This window comes from Microcoleus sp. BROC3, assembly GCF_036702515.1.
Lineage (GTDB): Bacteria > Cyanobacteriota > Cyanobacteriia > Cyanobacteriales > Microcoleaceae > Microcoleus.
Genome location: NZ_JAUBTQ010000080.1, coordinates 1 through 5,910 on the forward strand (window position 1 = coordinate 1; position 5,910 = coordinate 5,910).

At 45.3% G+C, this 5,910-nt stretch carries 4 protein-coding genes; all 4 read right to left on the reverse strand.

Annotation, left to right across the window (positions count from 1 at the left end):
- A partial coding sequence (locus QUB30_RS30375; protein ID WP_333341575.1) for a DUF4347 domain-containing protein occupies positions 1-1,522 on the reverse strand: 1,522 nt, incomplete at its 3' end.
- Positions 1,523-2,303: 781 nt separating this feature from the next.
- Entirely contained in the window at positions 2,304-3,203 is a 900-nt protein-coding gene (locus QUB30_RS30380) for an ABC transporter ATP-binding protein (protein WP_333341577.1), read from the reverse strand.
- Between the two features lie 266 nt (positions 3,204-3,469).
- Positions 3,470-4,243: an ABC transporter permease gene (locus QUB30_RS30385; protein WP_333341578.1), complete on the reverse strand. Its 774-nt coding sequence runs from the start codon at positions 4,241-4,243 to the stop codon at positions 3,470-3,472.
- 381 nt (positions 4,244-4,624) lie between these two features.
- Entirely contained in the window at positions 4,625-5,668 is a 1,044-nt protein-coding gene (locus QUB30_RS30390) for a hypothetical protein (RefSeq protein WP_333341580.1), read from the reverse strand.
- Between the last annotated feature and the right edge of the window lie 242 nt (positions 5,669-5,910).

Below are 5,910 nucleotides of genomic sequence, written 5' to 3' on the forward strand. Positions count from 1 at the left end.
GAGTGGGAGTGCTGTCGGCAGTTGTGCCGGCGGGAGTCGTGAAGGTGGGTGCGATGGGGGCAGTAGTATCTGCAACGACGGCATTCAAAGTAAACCCCAGAGAGTTAGAAATAGTCGTCGCTCCAGTGATAGCTCCCAGGTCGTACTGAACTGCAATACCATTGTCTGTGCTGGGGTCTGTGTCGTAGGTGTTTGTGATATCGCCACCGCTTATTACTTCGTTGAATGGAATATAAAAGAGACCTGAGTACCAGCGGGAAAATTCACCTTGGTTTTCCAGGAAGCCCATAAAGCTTTCGCTCGGCAGTCCAGCATCTTTGCGAACTCCAATGAACTTCGGGTTATCAGTGGTTCCGGTCAATTCCGTCTCTGCAGCCGTTAAGCCATAGGCGGGACCCGCATCGCCACCAGCGAGGAATGTATCGAAGCCCTGATATAGCTTGACTGGACTGGTGTTTCCAGCCGGAGCCGTAATATTAAACACTTGGGAGAACAGAGCTTGAGGAGCAGCATAGCTAGTCACCCATTGGATCTGAAAATCTGTTGCTGAGTCGTAGGTATTGTTACTATTGACATCTGCATAGAGAGTGGTTCCCACCTGATACGGGTTAGCGGAAGTCCCGACACCAGAAACCGCCGATTGGGTCAAGAGTGTTAGCTGTTGGTCGCCTGCATTGGTACCATAAGTCGTGCTCCCCACACCAAGACCCAGGAAACCGCTAGGGGAACCACTACCAAAGACTTGGCCAGCGTTGTTTCGGTAAACCTGAAAGATTCCATTGTCGTATATCTCGACTTTGATACCGTCGGTGCTGTTGGTTCCCCCAGTCGGATTGATGGTTTGGAAGGGGAGAACGGCTGGGTATTGCGCCAGAACTTCAGGGGAAAAGGCCAAGGATGAAGCTTTGAGATGGCTAGTACCTGCAACCTCGGACAAATTCCAGGTTCCGCCCCGTTCAGAGGCACCTACGAGGGTCTTTGCTGCGTAAACAGTTGCTCCGGTCAACTGGTGTAATTTCGAGATCAACTCTTCGCCCGCATCGCCAGTTGCTACATTACAGCCATAGAGGAGAATATGGGGAGCCTCCCACTGTTGTAGTCGAGTCGCGTAGCGGTTGAGGGTCTCTAAACTCAGTTGTGTATTGCCCAGGTGGAGGCTGCCCGGACTGCCGTGGGAGATGATATGAACGGCTTCGACAAAATTAGAGTTGCCCAGAACTTGGGTAATTTGCTCCACCCCATCTCGTTTGGGATCAAGAACCACTGCTTGGATACCGGGAACGACCCCCGCCACGAGCATCTGGTAATCTTCAACGGTAGGGTCGATAAAGGCGATCGCTTTTTTGGTAGTCCCGACAATGGCTATATCTTCAATCAAGGCTGGAGTAATTTGCTCGATCGCGCTCAAAGTGTCATTTAAAATTACAACTTCAGCGGTATCAGCGTTTTGAATCAGGCTTTGATAGTCCTGTAGGTCGGAGTCTACGAAAGTGATTTGCTTGTTCATGTTTGGTACGTTCATAATTGCTGAAATCCTTGATATCTATTGTTTACATTCAAGTCTGGCAGGGATTGAAACCCCGCTTCAAAGCTTAAGTCCTCGCTATGAAGACTGAATAATTTATTAGTCCTATTGCTCAAATCAATCGATCGGCAAAATTGTTAGCTCGTTCCTTTTGTTCAGTAAAAATGAACACAAAAAACTCATTTTATTCGCTCATAGCTGACAACATTCGATCGACTTGCACCCCCCTGTGGAGATCGTCATAGCAGCGTGAAAACGGGAATTTTGCTGCTATAAAGCAGCCAGTAAAGTAGAGCCTAAGCGGGGTAGTCCTGATATGAAGTGGGAGTTCACTGGCATCGTGGGGGAATGGGTTTTTATAACATTAAATGCAACTTAAAATACAACTTAAGTGCACCACCCTAAAAACATATCTTTTCTAGCATCTTTTTATTTAACCTTTCGCAACACAACATCCAGGTTTACGATATCTTTACAGTTTAGACATCGTGGGTTGGCTTTCCCTATCTCTATCATTGCTTCGGGCCCCTGCCTCTGTAAAGTCGGAAAAGTCGGATCGTAAAGTCGGAAAAGTAGGATCTTTGCCATGAGGGTATAATTTAGATCTCTAAGAGAGGCTGTGGGTATGAGGGTTTATTTGTTTTAGCGAAATTTTATTGGCTATTTTGCCAGACAGCATTAAGGTTGACGATATTTTTACAACCTAGACATCGCCCTTGTTAATTACTCTGGAATTTTTGACCGCAGATGTGGGCGGATATACGGAGATGGACGCGGATTAGGATACAGTTTGTTTAGTCACTTCTACATAAATATGTTCTAATCGCACCGGATACCGAGCGATTGAATCAATAGAAATCCCATCAAAACGCAAAATAATCTCTTTTAATTCTAAACGTTCCGGCAGCCAAAAAGCTAAATCGCTACCGTAGCGGCGGGGGATGAAACTGTATTTTTTAGCGCGGGCGATGACTTCAGCTTCTTCGCCGGTTTTTACTACGATAATTTCTTGAGCCGGAATCAGTTTTTGCAACTCCTCCAAACTGCCATCAACCACAATACTGCCATTTTTCAGAATCCCGATTCTCTGACACAGCCGCTCAGCTTCATCCAACAAGTGAGTTGTCAGCAAAATTGTAATTCCTTCGGATTGCAAGCGCTGAATTAAATCCCAAATTTCATAGCGAGCCTCAATATCTAAACCAGTTGTCGGTTCGTCTAAAATTACTAATTTAGGTTGGTGTACCAATGCTACCGCAATATTCAAACGGCGCTGCATTCCTCCGCTCAAAGTTTCCACCGGGCTGGTAGCTCTATCTGTCAAATTTACTGCTTTCAAACAGTGTCTTACTTGATAGCGGCGCTGCTTGCGGTCTAAGCCGTAAATTTGAGCAAAAAAGTTGAGGTTTTCTTCGCAGCTAAGGCTTTTGTAAAGCAAATTTTCTTGGGGCGCTACACCTATTAATAATTTAGTAGCTTCTGAAACAGGTTCGCCATTGATAGAAACTTGGCCGCTGTCGGCATTTAGCAAATTGCATAAAATATTGATAGTTGTAGTTTTGCCCGCACCGTTTGGCCCCAGCAAACCGTAAATTTCTCCAGATTGAATGTGCAGTGTTAAATCTTTAAGCACTGAACGCTCCCCGTAGGATTTATTGAGTTTTTCAATTTGCAGCACAGCTTGAAATCTCCTAGTTTTTCCTATAATATAGCAATCCTAAATCAGTTGTAAATTTTTGACCCCACCCCAACCCTCCCCGAACCCGCGGGGAGGGAGTAAGAAATTCACAAATGATGCGAGGATTGCTATAGCCGTAAGGTACGGTGTGCATGGAACCCTACATTGGTGTAAGGTGTGGTGTGCATGGAACCCTACATAATTAGGTTCAAGTGAACCCTGATTTAATTATTTTAAAGTAAATTATTTCACTCCTTCCCCTTCGTTTAAAGTCTTCTTTCTACTCTCAACATCCGCCGATAAGACAGCCATCCGGCTACTATCATTAAAACAGCAAAAATACACAAAAACCCGAAGTGCGACGAAATATCAGCCAAATCTTTGCCGTCAGCCCACACGCCCATCAGGGCTTCGTTCATGTGATAAATTGGATTGTACTGAGCGAGTTCCAGCAGACTTTTGGGAAACAGCGAAGTTGGCAAAAATGCGCCTCCTAAAATCAACAAAGGAACGCCGAAAGCCGCTACTAGCGAGTTGACATCTTCTGTGCGCCTCGCAAACTGGGTGCCGAGAATAAAGCCTACACCTACATAAGATATAATACTGAGCAGAATAATCGCACATCCTAACAAAATAGAGCCTTGAAATTGTGCTCCTAAAAAAGAGGCGATCGTGTATACTAAAATTACCTGACCGATGCCGATGCAACTGTGAGCAATAAAAATCCCTAAAAAGTAGGAAGTGCCGCTCAGGGGGGAAATAAACAAGCGTTTGAGAGTATGCTGTTCTCGCTCTGCTACTACCGTTGCTACGCTGCCGCCGAGACAGCTAAAAAATAAAGCAGCTCCTACTAAACTTGCAGGGGCGGCTGTTTCAAAAGCTTTTGCTGTTGTCAATTGCGCGCGTTCTGCTAAAATTAAAGCGTTAATAATCAAGATAGAAATTGGAAAGATAGCCCAAAAAATTAAACTGCGTCTTCGCCTTCCCAATTCTATTAAAATTCGCTGCGCTACAGCGAGGGTTTCGTACCAGTATTTCATCTTAAGTTTGTTAGCATTGTTATTGTCTGAAATCAAAAATAAAAGTTGATATTTTATGATACAGTCATGACATAAGCTTGTCAAATAACTGTTAAAAATCTACACCATTGAATTAACATCAACGGATTGGTGAAAAACAGAATCAGCACGCAAAGGAGGAAACGCCAGTGCCGTTTTCCTAGCCCAAAATAATCGCCCTAGGGACGATGTAACCATAGCCCGATTAATTGTAGGAAACGGCACTGCAGTTTCCTGATTTCCGCTAATGGGTAAAATCAACCGGATGGGATGATGAAATTACTCTCTTGATATAACCATCGACAACACCGCTATTTAGGAGACGGCAATCCCGTTTCCCCACCCCACAATAATCAATAATTCTTACTTAATCGCAAAATTCTTACCTCGGTAACATCCTTGAAAAGAAGTTAAACTGGTGCGGTTTATCTGTTCCAATTTAGTCACCAGAGAAGAAGTATTGGTACTTTCAGCGGTAGCGCCCCACTTGTAGATAAAGTCGCCGATATAGTTTCCGGTTTCTTCGTAGCTGTGCTCTTCAATTGGAATTCCCGAAACTCCTGAAACAGTTTGGTTGTGGTATCCGTTAACAATGATTTTTTCGATAACTGCGCCCGGTTCTGCGGTAATGTTCCATTGCACCGGTTCATAAGCTGAAAGTGCAAGAATTATTGGCTTGTTTCGACGTTCTACTTTGATTTCGATCGCACTTTTTGATAAATCTCGGTTCTTGTGATCCGCATTGGCTTCGTAAACGCCTATTAAATGAAGTTCTTTATTTCCGGTTGACGAACCGATATAAGCTGAAAAATCGTCGGAACCGCCAAGCCCGCAGTTGGCTGCAGAACTAATTGGGGAAACAAAAGCTGTTTTTTCGGCTAGTTTCTGCTGCACGGCCGGCACTACCCACAATCCGGTTCCGATGCCTAAAGCACCTATTAAAGCGGCCGCGATACCGAAAGGAAGGGCATTTGTGAGGTGGCGAACAACTGGTTTGGCTGTTAGTTGAGATAGCGTTTGCTGCCAAGTTTCACCAGTTTGTCGATCGGCATTCCCACCATCGAGACAGGCCAATAAACCTAAACTTTCCGGCTGTTCGAGCAGACTTTGAACAGTTTTCCCTTCGCCGACGTAGAGATTTCTAGTTTCGGTGTCTAAAAGCAGCCAGTAGCGATCGCCCTCGCCGAGGTTGTACTCTTGTACCGCAGGATCGACTAAATCGTGCTGCAAAAACACCAGCCAAGCCATATTATTGCCAGTGCCGACTGTTTTGCCGTCGCTGGATATAAGTTGGTCGATGTCGGGTTCCCAGCGCCAAGCTACCCAGCGACTATCTCCTCGATAGCCGAGGGATTTTTCCAGTTGCGGATGAGCGGTTATTTCTAAGCGTTGAACTAAGTTTGACACTCTTATGTCCTCCTCAAGTGCGATCGCCACTTCAATGTCTTAGCATAACTCATCCCCGGCAGTTCAAAGAGTGCCCGTGCCGTTGCCTGTTCCATTATTCGGAGACAAATTGTTGCTGGGAGTGGTATTCGGCGAAGTTCCCGGATTGAGATTATTCTGATTGGTATTCGGCGAAGTTCCCGGATTGGCATTATTGGGAGTGGTATAGGGCGAACTTCCCGGATTGAGATTATTCTGATTGG